The sequence below is a fragment of the Kineosporia babensis genome, assembly GCF_021129305.1.
GTDB lineage: Bacteria > Actinomycetota > Actinomycetes > Actinomycetales > Kineosporiaceae > Kineosporia > Kineosporia babensis.
On the sequence record NZ_JAJOMB010000034.1, the window covers coordinates 48002 to 74053 of the forward strand.

Sequence of the window (26052 nt, forward strand, 5' to 3'; positions counted from 1 at the left end):
TCTACTGCGCCGCATCGTCGCTGGTCACAGCGTTGACGGCACGCAGTACGGCATCGGCCTTGAGGCGAACCTCACGCCATTCGGGCTCCGGACCGGAGAGCACCGTGATCGCCCCACCGGCGCCCACGCTCACCTGGTTACCGGTATGGACCAGTGTGCGGATGACAATGCTCAGATCGGCCGTGCCATTTACCCCGAAGAATCCGATGGCGCCGGAATAGATACCGCGCGCCGTTCCCTCCAGATCGCGCAGCAGACGCATGGTGCGAACCTTCGGAGCGCCGGTCATCGAACCGCCGGGAAAGGCTGCCCGCACACAGTCAACCGCGCTGCGCCCCGGCGCCAGATCGCCCTCGATCGTCGAAACCAGCTGGTGCACAGTGCTGAACGATTCGACCTGCATCAGGGTGGGGACATGGACCGATCCCGGTTCGCACACCCGTCCCAGATCGTTGCGGAGCAGGTCGACGATCATCAGGTTCTCGGCACGTTCTTTGGTGTCGTTCTTCAGTTCTTCGGCCAGAGAACGGTCTTCGTCCGGAGTGTCACCTCGGGGGCGGGTGCCTTTGATCGGCTTGGCGCTGACTTTCCCCTGGCGATCGATCCTCAGGAAGCGCTCCGGGGAGGAAGAAGAAATGCAGAAGTCCCCGAAATCCAGAAAAGCGCCGTAGGGAGCCGGATTCAGATTGCGCAGCCGCCGGTAGACCTCGAAAGGCGACGATTCGGTCTGCGCCTCGAACCGGGTGGTCAGGCAGGCCTCATAGGTCTCGCCTTCGCGGAGCCAATGATGGACGTTCGCAATGTCTTTGAGGTATTGGGCTCGCCCACGCACGGGTCGGGCAATGCTGCGCGGGTGGTCGCCGAGCGCGGGTAGCTTCCGGCCGGATAGTCCGGCGATCAGTGCGGCGGTGGCGTCGAGCCAGGCGGAAGTCTCCTCGACCGGGTGATTTTCAGGATCAAGAGCCAGCAGATGGACGTTTGCCAGGACGTGGTCGAGAACCACCAGTCGGTCGGCGAAGAGGAATACGGCATCCGGCTGATCGCTGGGAAAGGGGCTGGCGGTCGCCGGATCGGCGGTTGCCTCGTAGCCGAGGTAGCCCACGTAGCCGCCGGTGAAGTCGAACGGCAGATCGGCAGGCTCCGCAACCCGGAAAGTGCTGAGCAGAGAACTGATCTGGTCGAAGATGTTGTGGTCTTCGTGATGGATCAGGCTCTCGCGCAGTGGTCCGCCCGGGCCACAGACCAGATACGAGAACCGGCCGGAATCCTGCCCGGGCGCGGCGCTGTCCAGCCAGATCGCCGGCTCTTCCTGAGAACCACGAAGTTCGGCGAACAGGAGTTCGGCATCCACCTGGCCAGGAATGCAGCGGGCGGTGAGCCGGAGCGGGGTTCGCTCCTCGTCCATTGTTGGTGGAAGTTGTTCTTCTCCGGCCGGTCTCAGGCCTCGCCGGGGAGTCAGATTCCGGAAGTTCTCGATGATCTTCGCACCGTGAGCGGTAAGGATGGACTCGGGATGGAACTGGACGCCGAAAAGCGGGGCGTCGGCGGCCTGAAGACCCATCAACGTGCCGTCCTCGGCCCAGGCGGCGGCGGTCAGGCCGTCCGGCAGCGGCTCGGGCACCGCCAGCGAGTGGTACCGCACCACGTCGAAATCCTGTGGGATACCGGCCAACAGCGGCCCCTGATGGCGCACCCGGCTGATCCGGCCGTGCATCACCTGCCCGGCGTTGACGGTGTGCGCTCCGTACGCCACGGCAATGCCCTGATGCCCTAGGCAGATCCCCAGCAAGGGCACCTGCTCGGCCCGCGCCCAGGCGATTGCCGCCGCGGAGAGCCCGAAGTCGCCGGCGTGCTCCGGACGGCCCGGGCCAGGGGAGATCACGATGTTGTCGAACTGGGCCCGGGCCAGTACCTGGCTCCAGTCGCCCTCGTCGTTGCGCACCACGGTGGGCTCGGCCCCGTTCGCCACCGCCAGCAACTGGAACAGGTTGTAGGTGTACGAGTCGTAGTTGTCCACCAGCAGCGTCCGGACGGGTCTGGGTTCGGCCGTCATCGTGCTCCTAGCTCCGGATCCTGCCAAAACGATCGAAGGCCGGTTCAGCTTCCGCTGAACCGGCCTCTGACCAGTTACTGCACCGTCGGGGTGACAGGATTTGAACCTGCGGCCTCTTCGTCCCGAACGAAGCGCGCTACCAAGCTGCGCCACACCCCGGTGGAGTGGTTCTAACCTTACCCGACGAGGTGCCCAAGTCTGAAATTGGTTAGTGCGGACCGCTCGGTGGGCCCGGTTCAGGCCGCCGGCGTGAGGGTCAGCAGCGTGGCCTCGGGGCGGCAGGCGAACCGCACCGGCGTGTACGGCGAGGTGCCCAGGCCGGCGCTGACGTGCATCCAGGCGTCGCTCGGGTCGGTGCCGTCGCCGGGGTAGCGGGACACGCCCTTGGCCCGGCCGCGGTCCAGGTCGCAGTTGGTGGTCAGGGCGCCCACGCCCGGGATGCACAGCTGCCCGCCGTGGGTGTGCCCGGCCAGGATCAGCCCGGCGCCGTCGGCCGTCATCGCGTCCAGCACCCGCAGGTACGGCGCGTGGGCCACACCGATCGTCAGCGCCACGCTCGGGTCGGCCGGGCCGGCCACCTCGCTGTAGCGGTCCCGCTTGATGTGCGGGTCGTCCACGCCGACGAACTCCAGCCGCAGGCCGTTGATCTTCAGCTCCTCGCGGCGGTTGTTCAGGTCTACCCAGCCCGCCTCACGGAAGCCGTCGACCAGATCCGCGGTGGGCAGCCGGTTGCCGTGGATGCGCTTCTTGCCGCCGTAGGGCAGCAGGTAGCGCGCCGGGTTCTTGGGCTTGGGGGCGAAGTAGTCGTTGGACCCGAGGACGAACACCCCGGGCAGCCGCATCAGGTGCTCGTGCGCCCGCAGCACCGCCGGCACCGCCTCCATGTGGGCCAGGTTGTCGCCCGTGCTGACCACCAGGTCCGGCTCCAGCGCGGCCAGTCCGCGCACCCACTCCAGCTTCTTGGTCTGGTTGGGCACCAGGTGCAGGTCCGACAGGCACAGCACGCGCAGCGGTGAGCTCCCCGCCGGCAGCACCGGCACGCTGAATCGCCGCAGCGTGTAGGCACGGGCCTCGGCCAGGGAGTAACCGAGTCCGGCGGCCCCAAGGGCCAGCGCGGCGAGGGGAAGCTTGGCGGATGGGCGCATCGGCACATCCTCGCAGGTCCGCCTCGGCCGTTCGCCGGGTACGGAAAATTAGCCCTGATGTAGTAAGGGGCCCGAGTACCGGTAAATGATGCGGATGGAACTGTTGACAGGTGCGAGGATGGGCCCCATGTCCGACTCCTCGACCGGCCTCAAGGCCCGCCTGCGTTCCGACCTCACCACCGCCATGAAGGCCCGCGACGCCATCCGCTCCAGCACGATCCGGATGGTCATGACCGCGATCAAGGCCGAGGAGGTGTCCGGCACCACTGCCCGTGAGCTGTCCGAGCAGGAACTCGTCACGGTGCTCACCCGCGAGGCGAAGAAGCGCCGGGAGGCGGCCGGCGCCTACGACGACGCGGGCCGCGCCGAGTTGGCCGAGAAGGAGCGGGCCGAGCTCGCGGTGCTCGCCGACTACCTGCCCGAGCAGCTGTCCGAGGATGAATTGCGGACGCTGGTGGCCGAGGAGGTCTCGGCGGCGGCAGCCGCCGGGAAGTCCGGTAAGGCGGCGATGGGCCTGGTGATGAAGGCGGTCCGGGGCCGGGTGTCCGGCCGGGCCGAGGGCGGCCTGGTGGCCGCCGAGGTGAAGAACCAGCTCGAGGCCTGATTTTCGGGCTCATCACGACGAAGGCCTGGAGTCCCTTGCGGACTCCAGGCCTTCGTTCGGTGGGCGCGGGTGATCAGCGGCCGAAGTTCCCCGGATCGTCGCCGAAGCCGGGCTGCTCGATACCGGGCAGATCGAAGTCGCCGTTACCGGGCATCTCCTCTTCCTGCCCTTCCTCACCCTGATCGGGGCCGGAGCTGAGGTACAGCGTCACCGAGCCGCCGGTGCTGGTCCGGCCGGAGGGGTCGGTGCGGGCCACGGTGCCGGCCGGCTGGTCGGACGCCTCGAGCTGGCTGCTCTCCTCGACCGTGAAACCGGCCTGCTCCAGGATGCTGCGGGCCTCGTCCGGGCTCTTGCCGGTCACGCTCGGGATGTCCGACATCGGGGTCTCGAGCAGGCTGCTGTCCGCCTCGGGGAAGTCCTCGACCGCCTTGCCCTCCAGCGCCGGCTCCATGATCTTCTTCCAGATCGGCGCCGCGAGCGTGCCACCGTAGACCGCGTTGTAGTAGCGGCCGTTGATGTAGATGTTGGTCATGTTCTTGCGCTTGCCGTCCACCGTCTCCGGGCCGACCCAGACCGCGGTGGACAGCTGCGGGGTGTAGCCGGCGAACCAGGTGGCCTCGGAGCCGTTGGTGGTACCGGTCTTGCCGGAGGCCTTCTGGCCGTTGGCGAGCGGGCCGGTGCTGGAGGCGGTGCCGTTGGTGAGCGCCCGGCTCAGCCCCAGCGTGGTGGTGTTCGCGACCTCGGCGTCGATCGTCTGCTTGCAGTTGGCCTTCGGGATCTTGATCTTCTTGCCGTTGCGGTCCTTGATCGAAGTGACCACGATCGGGTTGCAGTACTTACCGCCCGAGGCGAACGTGGCGTAGGCGTTGGCCATGGTCAACGGGGACTGGTTGATCACGCCCAGGGCGATCGCGGGAATGTTGTCCGGCAGCTTGGTGGTCTTCTTGCCGTCCACCTCGACCGGCGCGGCCTGGTGCATGCCCAGAGCCTCGGCCATCTCCCGCACGTCGCACAGGTCGAGCTGCTGTTCCATCCGGACGTAGGCACCGTTGACCGAGTTGGCCGTGGCGTCCCAGACGCTCATGGTCCCGTTGCCGCTGCTGTCGCTGGAGTTACGGACCGTCCAGATCTCGCTGGACTGCAGGTTCGAGCCGCAGCTCTTGAACGAGTTCACCGGGAGCGAGCCGGGGGAGCCGTTGATCGAGGCGTTCAGCGAGTGCCCGGCCTTGAGCCAGGTGGCCAGGATCACCGGCTTGAACGTCGAGCCGGTGAGGAAGCCGGAGGAACCACCGTACTTGTAGTCGGTGGAGTAGTTGATCGTGGTGTTCTTGCGGCCCTTCTTGGTGCTGTAGTACTTGTTCTGGATCATCGAGAGCACCTTGCCGGTGCCCGGCTCCACGGTCACCGAGGCGGTGGCCACGTTGCTGGAGTCGTTCGGCGGGATCGCTTCGTTCACGGCCTTCCAGCCGGCCTTGAGGATCTTCGGGTCCAGCGTCGTGCGGATGGTGTAGCCACCCCGCTTCAGCGCGGCCTGCCGGTCCTCCTCGGTGGCGCCGAGCGCCTTGAACCCGTTGCCCTTGGTGATCACGTTGTAGACGTAGTCGCAGAAGTACGCCCGCGTGCCGGCGTTGGCGCAGCCCTGGTAGGTCGGGGTGACGTCGGACTTCAGCGGGGTGTCGACCGCCTCGTCGTGCTCCTGCTGGGTGATCATCTTCAGCGAGAGCATCTTGTTCAGCACGGTGTCGCGCCGGGCCAGAGCCTTGTCGTGCTGTTCCTCCGAGGCCGGGTTGAACTGGGTCGGGGAGGCGATCATCCCGCCCAGCATCGCCGCCTGGGGCAGGGTCAGCTTCTTGGCACTGGTGTTGAAGTAGTACTTGGCCGCCGCCTCGACACCGTTGGTCTGGCCGCCGAACCAGGCGATGTTCAGGTAGCCCTCGAGGATCTCCTGCTTGGACTTCTTCTTCTCCAGCGCGGTGGCCAGCCGGATCTCGCGCAGCTTGCGGGAGTTGGTCTGTTCCTCGGCCGCCTCGTAGGCCGCCTCGTCCCCGCTGGCGTGCGCCGCGTCCTTCAGCGTGTTCTTCACCAGCTGCTGGGTCAGCGTGGAGGCGCCCTGCGAGACCCCGCCCGAGGCCTGGTTGACCAGTAGGGCCCGGACCAGGCCCTTGGTGTCCACCCCGCCGTGCTCGTAGAACCGCTCGTCCTCGATGGCGACCACCGCGTCCTGCATGAACTCGGAGATCTCCTCCAGCTTCACCGGGTCGCGGTTCTCGTCGTAGAACGTCGCGATCAGCGAGCCGTCCGAGGCCAGCACCCGGGTGCTGGCCGAGACCTGGGTGTCCTCCAGCTCACTGGGCAGAGCGTTGAACGCATCGATCGCACTGTTCGAGGCCAGGCCTGTGGCGCCGATCGCGGGGACTGCGAGCCCGGCCGCGAGAACGCCCGCCACCAGACTGGTCACCGTGAAGGCGCCGAGCAGACCCAGGACATTCTTGGGGGTAGGTGCCGGCGACATGCGCGCCACCCTAATACGGAGCCCTGTGCGACCTTTGCGCTCAAGTCGGGCCGGGCGAACCCCCGGCCAGGGCGCCCGCAGCAGGTCCGCAGGAGGTTGGGCGGGGATCTGATGCCCCACCGGCGCTGCATTCCGGGTGCCGACCTGTATCAATTGTCGCTGTGCGTGACTCGACATTGACGCATCCGATGTCTAGCACCTTTGATCGTCGGTCGGGCCGTATGCCTTCCTTAAGAGCCCGAAAGGGTGGCGTAACGAAAGGGCGGGCTCGAACGATCGTCAGTGCAGAGATGTCCGGGAAGGGCAAGTTGAACTGCGCGCGCGGAATGTTCGCAGGTCAATGCGCGGTGACGGACGGGTCGCGTCAAGGGAGTCGCGGTCACTCAGAAGCACTGTCAGACAGGCGAGTCGATCTCTCAATCCGGCACTATCTGTAGCTAAACGGTTGCGCAGAGTAACTCATCGTCACTTCGGCCGATACCGATTCATCCATCCGGCCCTTATTGGCGTTGCAGTTGCTCACCTACCGTCATCGACAGAGGGGTTCGGCTCGGGGGTGAGCGTGGATCCACGGGGGTCCAGGGAGGGCCGAGGGAAATGGGTGTGACGGTGAACCAGTGGGCAACTCAGGGTGCGTGCCGCAAGAGCGACCCTGATGCACTGTTTGTTCAGGGGGCGGCACAGAATCGCGCCAAGTTGGTCTGTATGTCTTGCCCGGTCCGGACCGAGTGTCTCTCAGACGCGCTGGACCACAAGATCGAGTTCGGGGTATGGGGCGGGATGACCGAGCGGGAGCGCCGTGCGCTGCTCCGCCGTCGCCCGAACGTGCAGTCGTGGCGACGGCTGCTCGAGACCGCTCGCTCGCAGCAGGTCCGGATCATCGACCTGCTGAACGAGCAGGAGGTCGTCAAGGTCGGCTGAACCGGCCGGCTTCAGCACCAAACCACCGGGCGCCCGGGCGGGATCTTCGGATCTTTGCCCGGGCGCCGGGTTTTGCCCCTGGGTCAGCGGGAGTAGGCCGGTTCGCCGGTGCCGGCCAGGTCGGCACCGATGCCCCGCAACCCCTCCAGATCGTGCACATCCTGCGGCCGGGCCGGTACCCGGACCACCGCCACGTCCGGATGGGCCTGCCCGAAGCGACTGGCCACGGCCTTCTCCCGCTCGCTCAGCCGCATCCGGTCGGCGTGGATCCGCAGCAGGCCGGCCGTGGTGGCATGTTCCTGGGCGTCGTCCAGGTCCTCGGCCGCGGTGAGCGCACGCTCGGCCGAGAGCCCTTCGGCCGGACCGGTGTGCACCCGGTTCAGGACCAGCCCGGCCAGCGGCATGCCGTCACCCTCCAGGCGCTCCACGAAGTAGGAGGCCTCGCGCAGGGCGTCTCGCTCCGGCGCGGCCACCACCAGGAAGGCCGTGCCCGGTGCCTGCAGCAGCTTGTACGTGGCGTCGGCGCGCTCCCGGAAACCGCCGAACATTGTGTCCAGAGCAGCTACGAAAGTCTGCACGTCTGTCAGTACCTGGGCGCCCAGGATCTTGTTCAGCAGGCTGGTGGCGGTGCCGATCGCCGCGGACATCATCTTCAGGTAGGCCCGGCCGCCCGCCTTGGCCGGAGCGCCGAGAATCCGGATGAAGCGGCCGTCCAGGAACGAGCCCAGGCGTTGCGGGGCGTCGAGGAAGTCCAGGGCGGAGCGGCTGGGCGGGGTGTCGACGACGATCAGGTCCCAGGGATGCGCGCCGCTGTCGGCCTGGGTGCGCAACTGGCCCAGCTTCTCCATCGCCATGTATTCCTGGGTGCCCGCGAAGCTGCTGGAAAGCGCCTGGTAGAAGGGGTTCTCCAGGATCTGCGCGGCCTTCTCGGGCGGGGCGTGGCCCTCGATCACCTCGTCGAAGGTGCGCTTCATGTCCAGCATCATCGCGTCCAGGCTGCCGCCGGCGGCGGTGTCCACCCCGGCCACCGGCCGCGGGGTGTTGTCCAGCTCGGCCAGCCCGAGCGACTGGGCCAGCCGGCGGGCCGGATCGATGGTGAGCACCACCACCCGGCGGCCGCGCTCGGCGGCCCGCAGGCCGATCGCGGCCGCCGTGGTGGTCTTCCCGACCCCACCGGAACCGCAACACACCATGACCCGGGTGCGGGCATCGTCCAAAAGCTCGTCGATCTGCAGCACCGGCTCGTTGCTCATGCCGCGCCCTGCTCACCCAGGCGCCCGGCCAGCTCGTAGAGCGCACCGAGATCGATGCCGCTGGCCAGCGCGGGCAGTTCGTACACCGGGCGGCCGAGGGAGAGCAGTTCACCGCGCTCGGTGTGTTCCATCTGCACCCGGGCCCCGTGGTCGGCCGCCTCCTCCAGCAACGCGGTGGCCAGGGCCGCGTGCGAGGTGTCGTTACCGGTGGCCCGCGAGCGCCGCCCGAGCCCGGCCGCGGCCAGCCCGGCCAGCACCTCGGAACGATCGAGTCCGCCCTGGGTGGCTGCCTCCAGGGCATCCGGCGGCAGGAACGGGGGCCGGACCATGTTCACGAACACCCCACCCACCGGCAGGCCGATCGTCTCCAGTTCGGCCACCGCGTCGGCGGTCTCCTGCACCGGCATCTCCTCCAGCACGCTGACCAGGTGCACCGCGGTCTGCCCGGAGCGCATCAGGGTCATGATCGAGTTGGCCTGGTTGCGGATCGGGCCGACCTTGGCCAGCCCGGCCACCTCCTCGTTGACGTTGAGGAAGCGGGTGATCCGGCCGGTCGGCGGGGCGTCCAGCACCACGGCGTCGTAGACCGGGCGCTCCACGTCCGGCGCGGCCCGCCCGCCCTTCACCGTCTCCCGGCGCCGGACCGCCTCGTAGACCTTTCCGGTGAGCAGCACGTCGCGTACTCCGGGGGCGATGGTGGTGGCGAAATCGACCGCGCCGATGCGCTCCAGCATCCGGCCGGCCCGGCCCAGGCGGTAGAACATCTCGAGGTAGTCCAGAAGAGCGGCTTTCGGATCGACCGCCAGCCCGTACAGTTCGCCGCCGCCCGGGGCGACGGCGATCCTGGTCTCCTCGTACGGCAACGGGGGTAAGTCGAACAGCCGGGCGATGCTCTGCCGGCCCTCCACCTCGGCCAGCAGCGTGCGCCGCCCCCCGGTGGCCAGCGCCATCGCCAGGGCTGCGGCCACGGTGGTCTTCCCGGTGCCGCCCTTACCGGTGACGATGTGGAGCCTTACCCCGGGCCAGTCGGTCTCCCGGGCCTGCGCCGCCCGTGCTGCGACCGAGTGTGCCGGGCGCTTACGAGAACCCTGCGATGCCACCCCACCAGGTTAGACAGCGCCCACCCGGGATGCAGGGCGACTTGGCTGGCGACCTCCTCACAGCGTCGATCCGGTGACAATCCGGCATCGCCTACCAGAGCCAGGGCTGCACTCCAACTCCCCTGATGGATAGGCTCACCGGCATGGTCAAGTGGGAATACGCGACGGTGCCTTTGCTCATCCATGCCACCAAGCAGATCTTGGATCAATGGGGTGAGGACGGCTGGGAACTGGTCGCAGTGGTGCCCGGTCCCGAGGGCGCGAACCCGGTCGCCTATCTGAAGCGCCCCCGAGACTGAACGGACGACGGCGATGACTGGACGGATCGAGGCGCGGCTCACCGAGCTCGGATACACGCTGCCCCAGTTGGTCCCCCCGGTGGCGGCCTACGTCCCGGCGGTGCTGGACGGCGACCGGGTGTGGGTCTCCGGGCAGCTGCCGATGGTGGACGGCGCGCTGCCGCTCACCGGCCGGGTGGGCAGCAGCGGTGGGGACGGGCTGATCAGCCCGGCCGAGGCGAACGGCCTGGCCCGGATCTGCGCGCTCAACGCGCTGGCCGCGGTCCGGTCGGTGATCGGCGATCTGGACCGGATCCGGCGGATCGTCAAGGTGGTCGGGTTCGTCGCCAGCGAGCCGGCGTTCACCGGCCAGCCGCTGGTGATCAACGGCGCCAGCGAGTTCTTCGGCGAGGTCTTCGGCCCGGCCGGGCAGCATGCGCGCAGCGCCGTCGGCGTGAGCGCGCTGCCGCTCGGAGCACCGGTCGAAGTAGAGATGATCATCGCCATCAACCCCTGAGCGGGTCGATGGTTCACCTGCCCGGGTGACGGCGCCGGTTGCCGGCGCCGTCACCGGACCACCCCGTTGCGGCTGTGCTCAGGCGGACGGGGCGCTACGTGCTGCCCGGATCACGGGTGCGCGAGTTTGCCGCTGCTGCCCAGAACGCCCCGGGTGATGGCGGTGGCCAGATCGATGACGTCGGACGCCTGCGGCTGCCCGTTCAGGACCACCAGGTCCGGCACCGGGCCGCCGGCCCGTTCCGGGACCGGTTCCAGGGCCGGTCGCTCGCCGCCCTCGGTCAGCACGTCGCTGATCTCCTGAGCCAGGGCCCGCCCGGCCGCGGCCGCCCGCAGGGCCAGCCGCAGCACGGTGGAAGCCGGCACCCCGGCCTCCCGCAGGGCCCGCATCAGGTCGTAGGCCTGTGCGTCCACGAGCACCGAACCGCTTGCTGCCGAGGTGGGCTCGAGCCCACCGTCCAGCCGCCGTCTTCCCCGTTCTATCGCCGTCGGCCCGGCGGCCTGCCACAGCGCCCCCGTGGGCCCCAGGTCCTCGCCCCGGGCCGCGGCGTCGATGATCATCTTCAGAGGTAGCCCGGCGTCCCGTAGTTGCCGGATGTCGCGCAGCCGGCGCAGATGGGACTCCTGGTAGCGGGATGTCCGACCCACCCGATTCGGTGGGGCCAGCAGTCCCTTGGTCCGGTAGGCCCGCACGTTCCGCGGGGTCATCCCGGCCGCTGTGGCCAGCTCCTCGATCGTGAAAGTGTCCTGCGCCCCCATCGTCATCCCCGTGTCGGCGGGCAGAGCGCCGTCCGCCCGCAATGTAGTCAAACGCTCATTGACGCCCCGTCAAAGAGTTGATCGCTAACAGTAACCACCGTACTGCCTTCGGCCGAATGGGCATTCACCCAAGGTGCATCGAATATCAGCCGACTGTGCAATTACGCACCTAGTCCAACCGGTCCGCCGGACCGGTGGGCCTTTAGCATTCCGGTGTGCCGAATACCCCGGACGACCCGAGCGAGCCTGATCCATCGTCGGCGGACCGGGGCGATCCTGGCAATCAACCGTGGCTCGGCGGTGCGGTGGGAGAGACCGCCTTTTGCGTTCTCGCCGGTAATCCCGGACCGATGACGCTGGACGGCACCAATACCTGGATCCTGTCGGCGCCGGGTTCGGCCGAGGCGGTCGTGGTGGACCCCGGCCCGGACGACGAGAAACATCTCGCAGCGGTTCTGGAGGCCGTGCGCGCTCGCGGGGCGAAGGTCGTGCAGACCTTGCTGACGCACGGCCATGCGGATCACAGCGAAGCTGCGCGGTCCTTCGCGGAGCTGACCGGCGCTCCGGTGCGGGCCCTGGATCCGGCCCACCGGTACGGCGGGGAAGGGCTCGGCGACGGGGACGTGGTTGCGGTGCAAGGGCTGCGGCTCGAGGTCGTGGCCACCCCGGGCCACACCCGCGACTCCTTGTCCTTCCTGGTCCCGCAGACCCGCTCGCTGCTCACCGGAGACACGATTCTCGGGCGGGGCACCACGGTGGTCGCGCATCCGGACGGGCGGCTCGACAGTTATCTGGCTTCGCTGGATCGGCTCGGCGAGCTGTCCGGATCGGCCGAGCTGCGGCAACTGCTGCCTGGCCACGGTCCGGTGCTGGGGCAGCCCGGACTGGTGGTGGACCAGTACCGCCGGCATCGCCGCGAACGCCTCGAGCAGGTGCGGGCGGCCGTCGCGGCCGGTGCTGGGACTGCTCGTGAGGTGGTGGAGGTGGTCTACGCCGACGTGCCGCGCTCGGTGTGGGCGGCGGCCGAGTTGAGTGTGCAGGCGCAGCTGACCTATTTAGGGGTCTCGAACTGAGAACGCCGTCCGCGCCCCTTAGGGGGAACGGACGGCGTTCTGGGTAAAGCCTGAGATCAGCGCGCGCGGCGCCGCATCCGCTCCACGTCGATCAGCACCACGGCCCGCGCCTCCAGGCGCAGCCAGCCGCGCGAGGCGAAGTCGGCCAGAGCCTTGTTCACCGTCTCCCGGGAGGCGCCGACCAGCTGGGCCAGCTCTTCCTGGGTGAGGTCGTGGGCCACCCGCAGGCCGTCGTCGGTGGGCCGGCCGAACCGCTCGGAAAGATCCAGCAGCGCCTTGGCCACCCGCCCGGGAACGTCGGAGAACACCAGGTCGGCCAGGTTCTCGTTGGTCCGGCGCAGACGCCGGGCCAGAGCCCGCAGCAGCTGCCGGGCCACGTCCGGGCGACCGGTCAGCCAGGTGACCAGGTCGTCGTTGCCGAGCCCGATCAGCGACGTGTCCGCCACCGCGGTGGCGGTCGCGTTGCGCGGTCCGGGATCGAAGAGGGACAGCTCACCGAACATCTCGCCCGGGCCCAGGACGGCCAGCAGGTTCTCGCGGCCGTCGCCGGAGGCGCGGCCGAGCTTCACCTTGCCCTCGACGATGACGTAGAGCCGGTCACCCGGGTCGCCCTCGTGGAAGAGCACCTGGCCGCGGGCGACGTCGGTGGGCGCCATCGTGGCCCGCAGCGCTGCGGCGGCTTCGTCGTCCAGCGCTGCGAACAGTGGCGCCTGACGAACGACGTCGTCGTCCACCTGTTCCTCCTCACACGCCGTCCGGTACCGGACGGCCTCATCAGTGAGGCATCATGCCCCACCAGCACGCAGTTTGCCGCAACCCCCGGGCCGCGGTTACACCTGGGGCCGATGAACGGTCACCCGCAGTGTTCCGACGATGCACTCCGTGGCCGGCGGGCCGACGGAGGCGACAGCTCGGTGCCACTTCCCGGAAGGTTGCACCCCATCATGGCGGAAAGGCGTGTGAGCTGTGGAATCGGGGCACTCGGCTGTGCTCAACGCAGAGGTTTCCGGCTTCGTCACGCTCGGTCTGCCGGCTCATCACCGCCGCTTGTTCAGGCCACCGCGCCGGTCCGGCTGCGGTAGGCCAGGATGCCGGCCGCCTCGCCGGTGGCGGCCTCCAGCGTCTTCTCGTAACGGGAGAGCTCGTCCAGGGCGGCCCGCAGCCGGATCAGCAGCCCACCCTCGCCGGCCCGCACGTCGGTCGGGGCGATCCCGATCAGCCGGCGCAGGTCGGCAGGCGGTGCACAGATGGTTCCGTACAGCCCGGGCGGGGCGAGCGGCTCGTCGAGATCGGTGACCGAGGCGACGGCCAGGTCGATCCGGGCAAGGATCAGCCGCCGCCAGTGATCGACGTCCCGCTGAGCTGCCAGCAGCGCCCGGTGGTGCTCGGCGAGCTGCTCGGGCGACATCGCGGAGAACGACAGGGCGGTGAGTGGATCGGTCAGGCCCAGGGCCACCTCTTCTCCTCTCTCCGGGCGGCTGCGGAACAACCTGCAGGCGCGGCGTTACGGTGCGGATCCGGGTCCGGCCGATCGCGGATGATCGGCCCCGGGTTACGCATGGGTGTTCGTCGGTGGCGCTGGCCCGCTTGAGCTGCCCACCCTGCGCTCACACTCCCGGCGGACCTTGCCGGGGCTCTCGTTCGGCGCTTCGGGTTATGCGCGGCGACCTGCGACGATGACTGTTTCGACCATCCGGGTGGCAGCGCCCGACTCGCCAGTAGCTTCGTGGGCCGGTTCCTCGGCGGCGGTCCGGGCCGGCTTCGCGACGGCGGGCTGGTGGTTCGCTGGAGAAGGCGGATTGTCGGTGCTGCCGCGTACGCTGGCCGGGTGACGATGGGCAATGGGCAGCGAAACGGGCCGAAAGCCGTGGCGGTGGAGAGCCCGATCGCGCTCACCCGCCGGGCCCGCAAGATCCACCGGCTGCTCACCGAGCGCTATCCGGACGCGCACTGCGAGCTCGACTTCACCAGCCCGCTCGAGCTGCTGGTCGCCACCATCCTGTCCGCCCAGAGCACCGACAAGCGGGTCAACCTCACCACCCCGGCGCTGTTCGCCAAGTACCGCACCGCCGCCGACTACGCCGCGGCCGACCGCGCCGAGATGGAAGAGATCATCCGGCCCACCGGCTTCTTCCGGGCCAAGACCGACTCACTGCTGAAACTCGGTGCCCGCCTGGTCGAGGAGCACGACGGCCAGGTGCCGGGGAAACTCGAGCAGCTGGTCAAGCTGCCCGGGGTGGGCCGCAAGACCGCCAACGTGGTGCTCGGCAACGCCTTCGGGGTTCCCGGCATCACGGTGGACACGCACTTCGGCCGGCTGTCGCGGCGCTTCGGCTGGACCGCCGACGAGGACCCGGTGGTGGTCGAGCACCAGATCGGTGCCCTGTTCCCGAAGAAGGACTGGACGATGCTCTCGCACCGGCTGATCTTTCACGGCCGGCGCACCTGTCACGCCCGGAAGGCGGCCTGCGGGGCCTGCCCGGTCTCGGCGCTGTGCCCCTCCTACGGCATCGGTGAGGTCGACCCGGTGAAGGCGGCCAAGCTGCTGCGCGACTCCGCCTTCGGCACGGTCCCGGCATGAGCGGTGCGTTCGCGGCCGGCCACCCGGATGCGCAGCGGGCAGACCGGATGCGGGCCGGCGCTGCGGTACCGGCCTGGCTCGATCGCCTCACCGAGGCGGTCACCCAGCCCGGTCAGAGCACGGCCTTCGAAACCATGATCGCCCCCGCCGCGGACGCCCGGCGCTCCTCGGTGCTGGTGCTCTTCGGGCCTGGCCCGCAGGGCCCGGACGTACTGCTCACCCAGCGCGCGGCCACCCTGCGGGCGCACGCTGGGCAGGTCGCCTTCCCCGGGGGCCGGGTGGATCCGAGCGACTCCGGCCCGGCCGAGACGGCATTGCGGGAGGCCCACGAGGAGGCCGGGGTGGACCCGGCCGGTGTGCTGGTCCGGGCCGAGTGCGCCGAGCTCTACCTGAACGTCACGAACTTCCGGGTCACCCCGGTGATCGCCTGGTGGCCCGAGCCGGCACCGCTGAGACCCGGAGACCCGGACGAGGTGGAACGGGCGGTGCGGGTGCCGCTGGCCGAGCTGACCGATCCGGCCAACCGGTTCGTCGCCGGGTACCGCGGCCGCAAGGCCGGGCCGGGTTTCGAGGCCGGTGGGCTGTTCGTCTGGGGCTTCACCGCCGCGGTGCTGAGCTGGGCCTTCCGGCTGGCCGGGCTGGAACGGCCGTGGGATCCGAGCCGGATACTCGAGGTTCCCGAGCAACAACTGCGCATACCAGAGCGTCAGGAACTGCGCAGAGACTTTTCCGAGCAGCAAGGCCTGAGCGTGCAGGACACGAACGGCCAGGACGAGGTGGACGTACCGTGATCGACATCATCCTGGTGCTGATCATGCTCGGGTATGCGATATCCGGCTTCCGGCAGGGGCTGGTCGTCGGCCTGCTCTCGCTCGGCGGTTTCGTCGGGGGTGCGCTGCTGGCCATGGTCTTCGTGCCGCAGCTGGTCTCCGGCCTGGAAGCGGGCACCCGGCGCTCGATCATCACCCTGCTCGCGGTCATCTTCACCGCCTGGGCCGGCCAGTTCATCGGTGCCCTGATCGGCGGGCGGATCCGGCAGGCCGTGCCCGAGGGCCCGGTGGCCTTCGCCGACCACATCGTCGGGGCCGGGGCCGGAGTGCTCGCGGTGGCCCTGGTGCTCTGGTTCGTGGCCGGCGCGGTTCGCGGCGGGCCGTCCGAGCAGCTGTCCCGCACCGTGGCCGAGTCCAAGGTGATCGGCACCATCGACGACCTGGTCCCGACCAGCCTGGTCGGAGTGGCCGACCGGTTCCGCGAGGCCGTCGGCTCCAGCAACTTCCCGCGGGTGTTCGCCGGGGTCGAGCCGGAAGACATCACCCCCGTCGATGCTCCCGACCAGGCACTCGCCGACAGCGAGGCCGTGGCCCAGGCCCGGCGCGCGGTCGTGAAGATCACCGGCGAGGCGAACAGTTGCGGCCGTGGCCAGGAAGGCAGCGGCGCGGTCATCGCTCCGCAGCGCGTGGTCACGAACGCGCACGTGGTGGCCGGGGTGGACGAGCCTCGAGTCCAGGTCGGAGGAGAGGGCCGGCGCTACAGCGCGCGGGTGGTGGCTTTCGACCCGATCCGCGACCTGGCTGTTCTGGCGGTGCCCAAGCTGCGGGTCAAACCGCTGCAGATGACGGGTGACCTGGAGCGCGGCGACGACGCGATCGTGGTGGGCTTCCCCAACGACGGCCCGTTCAAGGTCTCCCCGGCCCGCGTGCGCTCGATCGTGCGGGCCAGCGGCGAGGACATCTACGGCAACGAGGGCGCCGTCCGCGAGGTCTACTCGCTCTACGTCAAGGTGCGCCCAGGCAACTCCGGCGGCCCGGTGCTCGACCCGTCCGGCAACGTCGTCGGGGTGGTCTTCGCCAAGTCGCTCGACGACCCGGACACCGGCTACGCCCTCACCATGGAGGAGGCCCGGGAGTCGATCGAGGCCGGAGCCGGCCGCTCCGAGCGGGTCAGCAGCGGGGAGTGCGCGCGGGGCTGACCCCTGGGGCCTCACAACCGGGCCACCGGTTTGCCTCCCGGGGCCCACAACCGGGAGTTCAAGCGTCCTAAAGGGTTTTCAGCCAGCTCAGCAACGCGTTGGTGACCTGCTCCGGCGCCTCTTCCGGCAGGAAGTGCCCGGCGCCGGGCACCGACTCGAAGCGCAGCGGCCCGCTCACCTGACGATGCGACGCGAGCACGCTGGGCATCAGGACGAACGGGTCCTCCTCGCCGTGCAGGCTGAGCACTGGCACCGAGATCGCCCGGTCCACCGCACTACTGAAGCGCCGCCCGTCCTGCCGGGGTAGCGAGCGCAGCGCCCACCGGTAGTACTCCATCGCGCTATGGGCCACGAACGGCACCCGGATAGCCCTGCGATATACGTCCAGGCATTCCTCGTCAGGGAAGTCGCCGCCCGCACCAGACCACTCGTTCAGCAGTTCCGCCACCAGATCCTGGCGTGTGAGCCAGCGCTCCGGGCGCATCGGCAGCTGGAACTCCAGCACCCGCCGCCAGGCCTTGCGTTGACGGGCGTCTCGGGCCAGCGCCCGCCGCATCACCAGCGGATGCCCCATCGACAACGCCGCCACGGCGCGGGTCTGCTCCGGCGCCAGCCCCGGCATCGACCAGGCCAGCCAGCCGCCCCAGTCCTGCCCGACGATCACTGCCTCGGTCTCGCCCAGCGCTTTGATCACCCCGGCCACATCGGTGGCGGACGTCATCGTGTCGTAGCCCCGCGGCGGCTTGTCCGAAGAGCCGTACCCCCGCAGATCCATCGCCACCGCGCGGAAACCGGCGTCGGCGAGGGCGGGCAGCTGGTGCCGCCAGCTCCACCAGAACTGGGGAAAACCGTGCAGCAGCAGGACGAGCGGGCCGTCGCCGGCCTCGGCGACGTGGAAGCGGGCGCCGTTGGCGGCGATGAACCGGTGGGTCCAGGGGCCGCGGATCAGCGTGTCGGCCGAGTCCGCGTAGAGCGCACTCGCCGGTTCCAGCGCCGGTCGCGGCGCCTCCGGGCCGGGTGGTTCGGTGGGCGTCGGGCTTGGGTTGCGGCGGATCCTCACCGCTCAGGCGCAGGTCACGGGCGGACGCTGCCCTTGACGGCGGCGATTGTCTGCTTCGTCGAGGCGATTGCCCGCTCCGGCGGCTTGATCTTCTTGACCTGCAGGAACCCGATGAAGCCGAGCCCACCGGCGAGCAGCAGCAGCGCCAGCGTGACGATCAGGAAGGCCAGCCACTCCGGCAGCCCGAACGCGACCAGGGCGTACCCGATGGTGATGATCGCGGTGATCGAGGCCAGCACGGCCAGGTAGCCGGCCGCGCCGAACATCCCGGCGCCCACCGCACCGCGCTTGACGTCGTCCTTGATCTCGGCCTTCGCCAGCGCCACCTCGTAACGGACGAGTGCGGACAGGTCCTCACTCGCCTGGGCCACGAGCTGCCCTATCGTCCGTTCCTCGGCCATCAGCAACTCCTGCGGTCAATACCCCTCGCGGCCGGTCACCGCGTCCGGATGAGCCTATTCGACCCCTCTGGGTTTGTGCCGGTCAGGAGGGCACCGACGGTGTCCCTGGCGTGTCCCGCGGCCTGCGGCCGGTAGTTCGTGCGACCTACCCGAGCGAGCGTTCAATCGTCTTCAATTACCTGCTTGATCTGTTCCGCAGAGATGACGGTCTTCTGGCCGGGAAAGAAGTCGGGGACAACCCGGTCGCCCTGGCGTTCCCAGGTGCCCACGATGCGTCCACCATGAAGAATTACCGGGGCGATCCAGCCCGCCGCCCGACTGACCTTTGAGCGGTGTTCGGCGGGAAGCATCCAGGTGTCCTTGGTGCCCGCACCCAGTACGTAAGTGTCGAAAGGGCCGAGCAAATGGACGTCCTGGCTGGGTTGGGTAGCTCGTAGCTGGTCGGCATGCTGATTGAGGACGAAAGCCTTCTGGCCGTCCACCTCGACCTCGGTGAGTTCTTTCTCCAGCGCCGCGAACCATTTCTTCAGCGTCCCCTTTTTCGAGGTCCCTCGGGTCAGCCAGGCGTCGAATTTCTCGGGAGTGCTGGGACCGTAGGCGCCGAGATAATCGGAAATCACGATCGGCGCGGCTTCTTCGGGATCCGGAATTCCGGCCCAGCCCGGAATCAGGGTCGACGGCGTGGTGAAGGTGGTCCGGCCGTCCGGGCCGGTGCCGTGACAGAGCGCGCCTCGCCAGGCCAGCGGCTTGAGCAGGGTGCCCCAGCCCGAACGCAGCTCGGCCTCGATCTTCTGGAACTGCCTGTCCTGCAGCAGTTCCTCGACCAGCTCCGCCCGGGTCAGCGCCCGGCCTTCGAGGATCTGCCGGGTGGCCTCGGTGAGCTGGTCGATCTCCTGCGGCGTGGCGCCGAACGCCTTCTGCCAGCTCGGCTTCGTCCAGGTCCGGGCCTCGGCGATCAGCGAGAGGTAGCTGCCCACCTTCTGCGCGGTGCACAGGTGCAGGGTGCCGCGCATCGCCCAGGTCTTGACCAGCTTGGCTTTTCCGGGGTTCTTGGTGGTCTGACGTTTGGCGATCGTGGTGGCCGCGGCGGATGCCACCTGAGCCTGCACACCACAGACCCGGTCGACGACCGTCTCCGGACCGGCGCTGGTCCGAGGGCTGAGGAACTGCCGGTTCAGCCGCCAGGCCAGGGCCTGAGCTGCGGTGATCTGCACGGTGGAAAGTTTGGTGGGGCGGGGCGCGGGTAGCAAGCTTCGGGTGCGGGGAGTGCGCACAAACGCGTATGCGGGCCGTTGTCTGACGTATTCACCGGAGCGGGTCGCGGTGATTGGGTCAATTGAGTGACAGAGATTCTTTCCGCGTACGCCGAGCAGACCGACAAGCAAGGACGTCCGGCGGCACAGAGCCTGGAAGCGGTCCGGCAGGCCGGCGACTTCGCCCTACGGATGCCGGTGGCGCACGGTGGTAGCTGGGCCGACGCCACGACCACGGTGCGACGACTGGCCGAACTGGGGCGCGCCTGCCCGTCTACGAGCTGGAACGTGGGCACTTCGGCGGTGGCCAAGACGCTGGTGGTGAACAGCCTGGGTGATGCTCTGCCGGCGGCATTCGCCGCCGACCCGAACGCTCAGGCCTGCGGTACCGGTATGCCGACCGGACGGGTAGAGCGAGGTACGGACGGAACTCGGGTGACCGGGAAGTGGAAGAGCCTTTCCGGCGTTGAGGATTCGGCCTGGGCGGCGGTTGGAGTGATGGACGGGGACACGTTCTCCATCGCCCTGCTGCCGGTTTCGGACCTCAAGATCGAGCAAACCTGGGATGTCGCGGGAATGCGGGGTACGGGCAGTCACACTGGGGTGGCGGACGGGCTTTTGGTAGGGGACGAATACGTCTTCCCCGTCAACCTGCCCGGGTCCCAGGCAGACCTCACGTTCTTCGGACTCACTGCGCTCGCCCCGGTCGTGGGGGCTACCCGCGGCGCACTCGACGTGATCGAGGGGATGTTCGCCTCCGACCGTAAGCCCTACATGTCTCAGTACTCCCGGATGGCAGAGTCGCCTGGCGCCCGCCACTGGCTGGGGGAGGCCACCCGCCTGACCTTCCGGGCCGAGCGCGGCATGCTCGCCCTGGCCGCCGCGGTCGACTCCGGCACGGTGACGCAGGCCGACGCCCCGCAACTCAGCAGCGAGATGGCTGACGCCGCCCGAGACTGCCGCGCGGCCCTGGAACTGATGCTCGACCTGCACGGGACCAGCGGCTTCGCCTCCTCCAACCCCCTGCAGAGGCTCTGGCGGGACGTAGCCGTCGGCAGCCGTCACCCGCACCTCAACCCCTACCTGACGGCGGAGCGCTTCGGGGAGGCTCGGGCCGCTTCGTAGACTTATGGCATGGATGTGGTCAGCACGGCACTGGCCGGTGCCCGGGTGGGCGAGGCCGGTGCCCGCTGGTTCGGTGGTTCTGGACAGTGGGGCGCGCGGTTCGAGAGCTTCGAGGGCATCGGCTTCCATGTCGTGATGGCCGGTTCGGCCTGGCTCATCGACCCGGACAGCGGCAGCAGACCGCTGGTCGAGGGTGACGTCGTCCTGGTCCCGAGCGGCGCCGAGCATGCAGTGAGCCTGTCCCGACGTCCGCTGCGCGAGGTGCCGCTGCTGCCAATGGGCCCCCAGGCGCCGCCGGCCGGAGACTTCGACGTGGAATTCCTCTGCGGTGCCTACCGTCTGGGGCACGGAGAGGTCCACCACTTCCTGCGCGACCTACCCCCGGTGATCGTCGCCTCCTCCCGGCAGGCCCCGGAACTGGCCGCGCTGACCCAGGTACTGCTCGGAGACGTGTCCGGCGATCAGGCCGGCACCAGCATCACCCGCACCGCCCTGATCGACCTGATCATCGTGCACACCCTGCGAGCCTGGCGCTCACGCAGCGCCGACCCGGCACCGCTGGAGGTGGGCGACGCCCTGGTAAGTGCCGCCCTGCGAGCCATTCACGCACAGCCGCAGGCCCCCTGGAGCGTGCAGCAACTCAGCGACCAGGCCGGGCTCTCCCGCACCGCCTTCAGCCGTCGGTTCGCGGCCGAGACCGGGCGCTCGCCGATGGCCTACCTGATCGCGCAGCGCCTTACCCGGGCCGCGCAGTTGCTGTGCAACACCCCGGCGCCCTTGGCCTTTGTGGCCCGGCAGGTGGGCTATTCGTCCGAGTTCGCCTTCGCCAATGCGTTCCGGCGTGAGTTCGGTGTCTCGCCGGGGCGGTACCGGCAGGAGCACCAGCGGGTGCTGGGGCTGGAGTCGGTTCGGCTGCCGTAGGGGTTGGTGGCCCTTCAGAACCAAGAAAGCCCGGATCAGGACTCTGATCCGGGCTTTGCCTGAGCCACCTATCGGACTCGAACCGATGACCTGCTCATTAAGAAGATTTCGTGAGGTGACCCACAGGCGACTGACCTGCGCTTGGTGCTCTCCGGAGACACCGGGGCGGACTTTGCGACCTGGGCGAACGCGGTGCGGGATCCCACGAGGGATCCCACGGCAGCCCTGTTGGAGCGGTTGAGAAGGCGATTTGGGCGGCGGCCCGAAGGAGATCCATGTCCGCTACCCAGGACCGATCAGCCCGCTCTGCTCCCCCATGCGCTTACCCGACTGCCAGGCCACCGGGGCAAGGGTGGGTCTGGACGATGCTCACTGGCGCTGGGCTGCAGTATGCATTCGTGCCCTGGACGTTCATCCCCTGTTCCGGCGGTATCGACAAGGTGCGCCGGATCCAAGGTGTTTGCCGGCGGCAACCGATAGCCGGAGAGGTCGAGATGCGTGAGCGGGGCTCGACAACACAGTAACGCGCTGGCCCGAAAGTTCTGTGCACGGACGGTTACTTGTTGTATAAACCGAAGCCTGTGTGATTGAACCGATGACTGGACACCTCCCACGAAGGGCGTCATGAGCAACGAGGCACTGAACACTAGACGAGCCGGACTCGATCGAGGCCGAACGCGCCGGAACGCGGTCCGAGCCGCCTTCCTCATGACTGCAGTGCTGTGCGTGGCGGGCACGAGCATCGCCGGCGCCACGGCCAGCCAGGCTGCCGCCTCGACTGCAAGTTCGGTCAGCGTCTCTCACGGCGAGAGTGCCTTGGGCGCTGTGTCGGGATCTGTCGTCCCAGCCGCACTGAAGCTGACGCTTGGCGAGAAGAACGCGATCAAGGCGGCCAAGGCGTACCTCGCTAGCGGCGCCTTCTCCAAGCTGGGCTTGGCTGCCCAGCTGAAGTACGAGGGCTACACGTCCAAGCAGACCAAGACGGCGCTCAAGAAAGTCGGCCGCACGAAGGTCTGGAAGCGCGAAGCGCGTGAGTCGGCCACGTCGTACCTTAAGTCCGGAGCGTTCTCTAAGAAGAGCCTGAGCAAACAGCTGGCCTACGAGAAGTTCACTCGTGCTCAGGTGAAGCACGCGATCGGCCACGTATCCAGCGAGAAGGTCTGGAAGCGCGAAGCGGTTCAGTCGGCGACGGCGTATCTCGACATATTCGCCTTCTCGCGGCAAGCGCTGGCCGATCAGCTTGCGTACGAGGGATTCACCAAACCGCAGATCGACTATGCCCTCGGGAAGGTCGGTTACTGAAGTCTGAATCAATTGAGGTCTCCTGCTGCGGCGCCTTCTCGCGGTCGAATTCGCGCTTCAGCAGGGGATCCAAGGCCGCGCGTATCGGCTTGCTCGACTCACATGGCGTTCTAGCAACGGGTTCTAAGTTCTGGCCTGCTCTGCAACTACCGAGGCGAGTAGCGGCAGAGGGCCATGGCTATCGGATTCTTTTAATCGACTCTGTCGTCGCTGGGAAGCCAGCGGCCACCCAGGGCGGTCGTGAGTGGTTTCGTATTTGATTCCGCCACCACATGATGTCAGCTCCATGCCTAATGACCGTGATCCATGGATTGTCAAGTAGTAGAAATTTCGCGGTGACCTATGCCTATCGTGGTGGTCTTCGGTTGGCGATCACGGGGGTGTCGCGTAGTGGTGGGCAGTCGTTCAGAGCAGATGGCTGAGACGGTCTATCCGTCGGACCCGTACACGTTCGTCAAGCACCGGGCATACACTTACTACCTCAACTGTTGGATGCCCAAGATCCTTAGTCGCTTCGACAGTGGCACTGTCGTTGACGCGTTCTCGGGCGCCGGCGTGTACACGGATGGGAAGCCCGGCTCCTCTGTGGTCGTAGCCAAAGCTTTCTTGGATCACCAGCGGCGTTCGACTTGGCGAGGGCATCTCCAGCTCGCTTGCCTCGATGCGCGGCCCGATCGTGTAGCTCGACTGCAGCAGGAACTGGGGAGCCTCGAGAAACCGCCGGGATTTCAGTGGAGAGTGGGCCGGCCGGGGCGCCTGTCAGAGAGAGCGGAGGCGCTACAGCGATTTGCCCACCCTGACCGTCAGGCCAGGCCAACCCTGTGGCTGCTGGATCCGTACGGTCCCGGGGACGTGTCGTTCTCGGTAGTTCGGTCCCTGCTGGAATCTGGGCGCGGCGACGAAGTGATTCTGAGCTTCTTCGCCAGGGAGATGCATCAGCGGTGCCAAGTGCGTGAGTGGCAGAAAGCCATGGACGTTCACTTCGGTGGTGACGAGTGGCGGGTCGTCCTGAACTTTCCGGATCAGGCCCAGGGCATGCAGGCACTGTTGGCTGCATACTCCGCCAAGTGGAAAGCCTTGGGCGTGCACGTCGGTGACTTCGCTGTGCAGATTGCCAGCGACAAGATCCGTTACTACCTGATCTTCCTCACTCGGCACCCGTCTGGGATGGAGTGTTGGACGAAGATGGCGCAGCGCATGGATCCGTACATGAGCCGTGGAGCTTCCCCGCAGTCAGCGGAGCAGGAGACTCTCTTCGGGGAGCCTTCCACGGGGCACATGCGAGAAATCTTGGCGCAACTGGCGGGCCGCGAAGTCTCGTGGGAAGAGCTTGACCATCTCGCGATCACGAACCAACACAGCCCCAAGGTACTGCGCTTGGCCCTTGACGAAATGCTCGCCGAAGGTTTGGCCTTCCGACAGTTTCCTCTAGATGCGGATCCAAAGGCCAGGACTGCCTGGCCTGATGGCTGCCGTGTGCGGTTCTACTCCAAGTCCGACTTGGCGGCCGGTGATGCCACTCTGCCATCCGGTCTGCCAATCCTTGGGTGACCGGCGATCTATGACGCGGCGGTCACCTTCGGCATGTCGTCCCAGGTGCGGCCCTCGAGATCCCGCCCGCCGGCCTTCGGTGTACGGCCACCCCATTGCTTGAAGAAGAAGGGCACCTCACTTTGGACGCAGGTGTCGCGAATTCCTGTCACCCAGCGGAGATCCACCGGGCGGGAGGCCGGGCCACTCTCGCCTCCCGCGATTACCCAGTCGATGCCGTCCAGGTCGAGCCCGTCCAGCGGGCCTAGAAGGGGCTCGCAGGAAAGAAAGCGGACTGCCGCAGGGACATGCCGTAGGTCATCTACACGGTCAAGTTGGTTCTGATCCTCCACCGATGTGCCGATCCAAACATTCGGGGGCCAGGTCAGTTTCGAGCTCAAGCGCCGAAGCCGACGCGCCCGCTTGGTCAACACTTGGAAGGTGTGTTGAGGACACTCCTCCATGGTCTCGAAGACCTGCTGGACGAACGAGATCGGAACCTTGGCATGGAAGAGATCGCTCATTGAGTTGACAAAGATGGTGCGTGGCGCCTTCCAGCGCCTTGGGATGTTGAGCGAGTCTTCATGGATGGTGAGCCCAAAGCCGGGGCCGGACGTTCGGGGATCGCCATCGGACTGGTACTTCCTCTGTCCCATGGCCTTCAACCGCTTGGAAAGTTTCAGCGCGTAACAGTTATCGCATCCAGGGGAGATGCGATCGCAGCCGGTCGTTGGATTCCAGGTAGCCTCGGTCCACTCGATGGTGCTGCCATCGGCCATGGCTTATCCCTTCGTTCGTGGGTGTCCTGCGGCGAAATCTATTCGGGACGCTTTCACCCATCGTGTGTCCATCTTCACGCATCGCGTGCTGCGACGGATACAACTCTTGAATATCGATGAGCGTGTCGCGCTGTGACCGGTGCACGTAGCTTCGGTCAACGCCCTGCTTTTGCGTCTGCGGCGCACCCACGACATGGCAGGGCTTCATGGTGAGTCGAGCAACGGGTGGCGCCGGCACTTCTCGCCGGTCGGGCACGAAGATCACGCCACATGCCCAACCAGGCCCGTGCATGGCCAGGAGACGTCATCGTCCTAAGCGTTACGCAGCCTGATCGCGTGGCCGCATTGGATAGCCTGGCGAGTGTGCTTGTGGCAGTTACTGCTCTGTGCGCGGTGTTCTTCAAGCAGGATCAGGACTAGATGAGAGCGGGCTGCCTGCCGTCTTCGGTCGGCAGGTGTCGCAGCTTCCTGAAAAGTTTTGGGAGACCGTTGACAGCAGGCAGTCCTCGTCTGGCATGGCCTTGTTTTGAGGTGCTCCCGGAAGTTTCCCACTGGGGCGTATAGCTTGATCGCGTGACTTCTAATTGGCGAGCGGTTCCCTATGAACACACGTTCTACGACGACATTCCGCCCATGAACGTGTGCCCGTGTGGGCAACGGGCGCTCACTGTGTATGTCGATGGTGAAGAAGGCCTTCAACTGATCGATGCTGACGGCAACCCCACCGTGTAGGTCGTAAGAGGCGGGGCGACGTTGCTGCGTCGCCGGTGTGGGGGAGTGTCGCCTCTCCCACACCGCACAGGTTGGGGCAAGATGAACGGCATTCGGCCGCCCAAAGCGGCAATCGGTGGCACACGACTCATGTGCCACCGATCAATGTTCCTGCTGGTCAGGCCCAGTTCGGCCCTCTGACCTCG

The 26052-nt window shown here is 67.8% G+C and carries 25 protein-coding genes and 1 tRNA gene; 13 read left to right on the forward strand and 13 right to left on the reverse strand.

The window, feature by feature from the left end; translation table 11 throughout:
- Position 1: 1 nt before the first annotated feature.
- The 3 genes from pabB to LR394_RS38440 form a co-directional block, all read right to left on the reverse strand.
- Entirely contained in the window at positions 2-2053 is a 2052-nt protein-coding gene (pabB, locus tag LR394_RS38430; protein WP_231449640.1) for an aminodeoxychorismate synthase component I, read from the reverse strand.
- An 85-nt stretch (positions 2054-2138) separates the two neighbouring features.
- A tRNA-Pro gene (locus LR394_RS38435) sits at positions 2139-2212 on the reverse strand.
- A 77-nt stretch (positions 2213-2289) separates the two neighbouring features.
- Positions 2290-3198, reverse strand: a complete 909-nt coding sequence (locus tag LR394_RS38440; protein ID WP_231449641.1) for a metallophosphoesterase — start codon at positions 3196-3198, stop codon at positions 2290-2292.
- Between the two features lie 127 nt (positions 3199-3325).
- Between LR394_RS38440 and LR394_RS38445 the strand changes: the two genes are divergently transcribed.
- A complete protein-coding gene (locus LR394_RS38445; RefSeq protein WP_231449642.1) occupies positions 3326-3802 on the forward strand; it encodes a GatB/YqeY domain-containing protein in 477 nt (158 codons plus the stop codon).
- A 73-nt stretch (positions 3803-3875) separates the two neighbouring features.
- On the opposite strand, the gene LR394_RS38450 is transcribed toward LR394_RS38445, so the two are convergent.
- Positions 3876-6314 carry a penicillin-binding protein gene (locus LR394_RS38450; protein WP_231449643.1) on the reverse strand — a complete coding sequence of 813 codons (2439 nt, stop codon included), beginning with the start codon at positions 6312-6314 and terminating at the stop codon, positions 3876-3878.
- Positions 6315-6911: 597 nt separating this feature from the next.
- Between LR394_RS38450 and LR394_RS38455 the strand changes: the two genes are divergently transcribed.
- Positions 6912-7235 (forward strand): WhiB family transcriptional regulator, encoded by a 324-nt coding sequence (locus LR394_RS38455; RefSeq protein ID WP_231449644.1) that lies wholly within the window; start codon positions 6912-6914, stop codon positions 7233-7235.
- Between the two features lie 83 nt (positions 7236-7318).
- Here LR394_RS38455 and LR394_RS38460 read toward each other — a convergent pair whose 3' ends face one another.
- Both LR394_RS38460 and LR394_RS38465 read right to left on the reverse strand, forming a co-directional pair.
- A complete protein-coding gene (locus LR394_RS38460) occupies positions 7319-8488 on the reverse strand; it encodes an ArsA family ATPase (RefSeq protein ID WP_231449645.1) in 1170 nt (389 codons plus the stop codon).
- Complete coding sequence (locus LR394_RS38465) at positions 8485-9588, reverse strand: ArsA-related P-loop ATPase (RefSeq protein WP_231449646.1); 1104 nt, start codon at positions 9586-9588, stop codon at positions 8485-8487. The genes LR394_RS38460 and LR394_RS38465 overlap by 4 nt, the downstream gene beginning before the upstream one ends.
- A gap of 143 nt (positions 9589-9731) precedes the next feature.
- Between LR394_RS38465 and LR394_RS38470 the strand changes: the two genes are divergently transcribed.
- Together LR394_RS38470 and LR394_RS38475 are read left to right on the forward strand one after the other, a co-directional pair.
- The gene (locus LR394_RS38470) at positions 9732-9887 is read left to right on the forward strand and encodes a DUF4177 domain-containing protein (RefSeq protein ID WP_231449647.1); all 156 of its coding nucleotides are present in this window, start codon (positions 9732-9734) and stop codon (positions 9885-9887) included.
- Positions 9888-9900: 13 nt separating this feature from the next.
- Positions 9901-10383: a RidA family protein gene (locus tag LR394_RS38475; RefSeq protein WP_231449648.1), complete on the forward strand. Its 483-nt coding sequence runs from the start codon at positions 9901-9903 to the stop codon at positions 10381-10383.
- Between the two features lie 110 nt (positions 10384-10493).
- On the opposite strand, the gene LR394_RS38480 is transcribed toward LR394_RS38475, so the two are convergent.
- Positions 10494-11192, reverse strand: a complete 699-nt coding sequence (locus tag LR394_RS38480) for a MerR family transcriptional regulator (RefSeq protein ID WP_231449649.1) — start codon at positions 11190-11192, stop codon at positions 10494-10496.
- Positions 11193-11356: 164 nt separating this feature from the next.
- Between LR394_RS38480 and LR394_RS38485 the strand changes: the two genes are divergently transcribed.
- A complete protein-coding gene (locus LR394_RS38485; RefSeq protein WP_231449650.1) occupies positions 11357-12214 on the forward strand; it encodes an MBL fold metallo-hydrolase in 858 nt (285 codons plus the stop codon).
- A gap of 56 nt (positions 12215-12270) precedes the next feature.
- On the opposite strand, the gene LR394_RS38490 is transcribed toward LR394_RS38485, so the two are convergent.
- Both LR394_RS38490 and LR394_RS38495 read right to left on the reverse strand, forming a co-directional pair.
- Positions 12271-12948 (reverse strand): Crp/Fnr family transcriptional regulator, encoded by a 678-nt coding sequence (locus LR394_RS38490; protein ID WP_231449651.1) that lies wholly within the window; start codon positions 12946-12948, stop codon positions 12271-12273.
- A gap of 317 nt (positions 12949-13265) precedes the next feature.
- On the reverse strand, positions 13266-13670 hold the full coding sequence (locus tag LR394_RS38495) for a hypothetical protein (protein WP_231449652.1): 405 nt from the start codon (positions 13668-13670) through the stop codon (positions 13266-13268).
- 220 nt (positions 13671-13890) lie between these two features.
- Between LR394_RS38495 and LR394_RS38500 the strand changes: the two genes are divergently transcribed.
- The 4 genes from LR394_RS38500 to LR394_RS38515 are packed head-to-tail and all read left to right on the forward strand — an operon-like array spanning position 13891 to position 16764.
- Positions 13891-14046 carry a hypothetical protein gene (locus LR394_RS38500; protein ID WP_231449653.1) on the forward strand — a complete coding sequence of 52 codons (156 nt, stop codon included), beginning with the start codon at positions 13891-13893 and terminating at the stop codon, positions 14044-14046.
- Positions 14047-14048: 2 nt separating this feature from the next.
- The gene (nth, locus tag LR394_RS38505) at positions 14049-14795 is read left to right on the forward strand and encodes an endonuclease III (RefSeq protein WP_231449664.1); all 747 of its coding nucleotides are present in this window, start codon (positions 14049-14051) and stop codon (positions 14793-14795) included.
- On the forward strand, positions 14792-15586 hold the full coding sequence (locus tag LR394_RS38510) for an NUDIX hydrolase (RefSeq protein WP_231449654.1): 795 nt from the start codon (positions 14792-14794) through the stop codon (positions 15584-15586). Before nth ends, LR394_RS38510 begins: the two co-directional genes overlap by 4 nt.
- On the forward strand, positions 15583-16764 hold the full coding sequence (locus LR394_RS38515; protein ID WP_231449655.1) for a MarP family serine protease: 1182 nt from the start codon (positions 15583-15585) through the stop codon (positions 16762-16764). The genes LR394_RS38510 and LR394_RS38515 overlap by 4 nt, the downstream gene beginning before the upstream one ends.
- 67 nt (positions 16765-16831) lie before the next feature.
- On the opposite strand, the gene LR394_RS38520 is transcribed toward LR394_RS38515, so the two are convergent.
- From LR394_RS38520 to LR394_RS38530, 3 genes are all read right to left on the reverse strand, one after another.
- Positions 16832-17824 (reverse strand): alpha/beta fold hydrolase, encoded by a 993-nt coding sequence (locus tag LR394_RS38520; RefSeq protein WP_231449656.1) that lies wholly within the window; start codon positions 17822-17824, stop codon positions 16832-16834.
- A 14-nt stretch (positions 17825-17838) separates the two neighbouring features.
- The gene (locus tag LR394_RS38525; protein WP_231449657.1) at positions 17839-18225 is read right to left on the reverse strand and encodes a phage holin family protein; all 387 of its coding nucleotides are present in this window, start codon (positions 18223-18225) and stop codon (positions 17839-17841) included.
- A gap of 161 nt (positions 18226-18386) precedes the next feature.
- Entirely contained in the window at positions 18387-19439 is a 1053-nt protein-coding gene (locus LR394_RS38530) for a winged helix DNA-binding domain-containing protein (protein WP_231449658.1), read from the reverse strand.
- Between the two features lie 126 nt (positions 19440-19565).
- Between LR394_RS38530 and LR394_RS43470 the strand changes: the two genes are divergently transcribed.
- The 4 genes from LR394_RS43470 to tcmP all read left to right on the forward strand — a co-directional run bounded on the left by LR394_RS43470 (position 19566) and on the right by tcmP (position 24377).
- Positions 19566-20603: an acyl-CoA dehydrogenase family protein gene (locus LR394_RS43470; protein ID WP_231449659.1), complete on the forward strand. Its 1038-nt coding sequence runs from the start codon at positions 19566-19568 to the stop codon at positions 20601-20603.
- A 9-nt stretch (positions 20604-20612) separates the two neighbouring features.
- Complete coding sequence (locus LR394_RS38540) at positions 20613-21524, forward strand: AraC family transcriptional regulator (RefSeq protein ID WP_231449660.1); 912 nt, start codon at positions 20613-20615, stop codon at positions 21522-21524.
- A 708-nt stretch (positions 21525-22232) separates the two neighbouring features.
- Positions 22233-22826, forward strand: coding sequence for an Ltp family lipoprotein (locus LR394_RS38545; RefSeq protein ID WP_231449661.1), 594 nt, complete (start codon positions 22233-22235; stop codon positions 22824-22826).
- 414 nt (positions 22827-23240) lie between these two features.
- On the forward strand, positions 23241-24377 hold the full coding sequence (gene tcmP / locus LR394_RS38550) for a three-Cys-motif partner protein TcmP (RefSeq protein WP_269330474.1): 1137 nt from the start codon (positions 23241-23243) through the stop codon (positions 24375-24377).
- An 8-nt stretch (positions 24378-24385) separates the two neighbouring features.
- Here the strand turns inward: tcmP and LR394_RS38555 are convergent, their stop codons facing one another.
- Entirely contained in the window at positions 24386-25135 is a 750-nt protein-coding gene (locus tag LR394_RS38555; RefSeq protein ID WP_231449662.1) for a DUF5131 family protein, read from the reverse strand.
- Positions 25136-26052 lie beyond the last annotated feature (917 nt).